Origin of the sequence: Bradyrhizobium sp. SZCCHNR1002 (assembly GCF_032381435.1) — a bacterium.
In the GTDB taxonomy this organism is placed as follows: Bacteria; Pseudomonadota; Alphaproteobacteria; order Rhizobiales; family Xanthobacteraceae; genus Bradyrhizobium; species Bradyrhizobium aeschynomenes.
The window spans coordinates 1-1779 of record NZ_JAUHIS010000018.1 but is presented as its reverse complement, the minus strand read 5'-3'; the positions used below and the strand labels follow the sequence as shown (position 1 = coordinate 1779).

At 69.3% G+C, this 1779-nt stretch carries 2 protein-coding genes; both read left to right on the top strand.

Annotated features, from left to right (window positions below; all coding sequences use genetic code 11):
* Nucleotides 1-347: phosphopantetheine-binding protein (locus tag QX108_RS33445; protein WP_315799642.1), on the top strand; the 347-nt coding region annotated here is incomplete at its 5' end.
* 15 nt (nt 348-362) lie between these two features.
* A partial coding sequence (locus QX108_RS33440) for a condensation domain-containing protein (RefSeq protein ID WP_315799641.1) occupies nt 363-1779 on the top strand: 1417 nt, incomplete at its 3' end.

The following is a 1779-nucleotide window of genomic DNA, read 5'->3' as shown; positions in this document are numbered from 1 at the left end:
GCCGTCGCGAGGGCGCCGACCAGCGGCCCCGCAATCCGGTCGAGACCGTGCTCGCCGGCCTGTTCGCCGACATCCTCAGCCTCGAGCAGGTCGGCATCCACGACAACTTCTTCGAGCTCGGCGGTCATTCGCTGCTGGCCATGCAAGTGCTGGAGCGCCTGCGGGCCACGCTCGGTGTCGCGCTGCCGGTGCGGCTGATCTTCATGGCGCCGACGATCGCGGGTCTTGCCGAGCATACCGAGCAAGCGCTGGCGCGTGAGATCGAGGCGATGTCCTCGGACGAAATCGAAACGGCCCTGCGAGATCTGGATGGGATCGACATCCAGCGCACCGAATCCGTGGCCTGATCCGGAGCACGAGAGATGACCGATATTGCGACGTTGAGACGTGAGCTGCTGAAACGACGGCTCGCAGCGGCCGCAGGCGGCGCGCCTGCAATGCCGGTCATTCCGCGTCTCGGCGGGACAAAAGCGTCTTTGTCGCATGGCCAGGAGCGATTGTGGTTCGTCGAGCAGCTCGGGCTTTCGAAGGGTGGCTACAACGTCTCGGCGGCGGTGCGGCTGGCCGGGGCGCTGGATGTCGATGCGTTGTCGGCGGCGTTGAGCGAGGTGGTCCGGCGGCACGAGAGTCTGCGCACGCGGTTCGCGATGCGGGACGAGAGCGCGGTGCAGGTGATCGACCCGCCATGGCCGTTGGCGCTTGTCCCGGATGACGTGGAGACGGAGGACGGGGCGCGGCAATGGCTCGCCGGATGGATGCAACAGCCGTTCGATCTGACACGTGACCGGCTGCTGCGCGTGGCGCTGCTGCGGCTGTCGTCCGATGTGCACGTGCTGGCGCTGTCGATGCATCACATCGTGTCGGACGGCTGGTCGATGGGCGTGCTGGTCGACGAGATCGCAACGCTGTATGCGGCGTTCTGCGCGGGCGGTCCGTCGCCGCTGCCGGAGCTGCCGATCCAGTATGCCGACTACGCGGTGTGGCAGCGGCGCTGGCTGGAGGAGGCGGCGCTGCAGCGGCAGCTCGCGTACTGGACCGCGCAGCTTGCCGGGGCGCCCGATGGCATCGAGCTCGCGACCGACCGGCCGCGGCCGGCCGTGCCGAGCTTCCGCGGCGCCGTGCACCGGTTTGCCGTCGACCCGGCCTGCACGGCGGCGTTGACGAAGCTGGCGCGGCAGGACGGGGCGACGCTGTTCATGGTGCTGCTGGCCGCGTTCGACGTGCTGCTGTCGCGCTGGAGCGGACAGCACGATGTGGTGGTGGGCACGCCCGTGGCGGGCCGCACCCGGGTCGAGACCGAGCGGCTGATCGGCTTCTTCGTCAACATGCTGGCGCTGCGCTGCGACCTCTCGGGGACGCCGACGTTCCGTGACGTGCTGCGGCAGATGAAGGCGACGGCGCTCGACGCCTACGCGCATCAGGATCTGCCGTTCGAGAAGCTGGTGGAGGCGCTGCATCCGGTGCGCGATCTCAGCCGCGAGCCGGTCTTCCAGATCGTGTTCGCGCTGCAGAATACGCCGCAGCGGTCGGGCGGTCTGCCCGGGCTGACGCTGGAGCCGTTCGAGGCGGAGGCGGTGACGGCGAAGTTCGATCTCGAGCTGGCGATGAGCGAGGTCGATGGCGGGCTGGCGGCGACATTGATCTACGCCACCGACCTGTTCGACGCCGCGACGGTCGCGCGGCTGGCGGATCACTTCGTCCGGCTGCTGCAGGAGATCGCGGCGCGGCCGGAGGCGCGCCTGTCCGAGCTGAGCCTGCTGAGCGCCGTGGAGCGGCAGC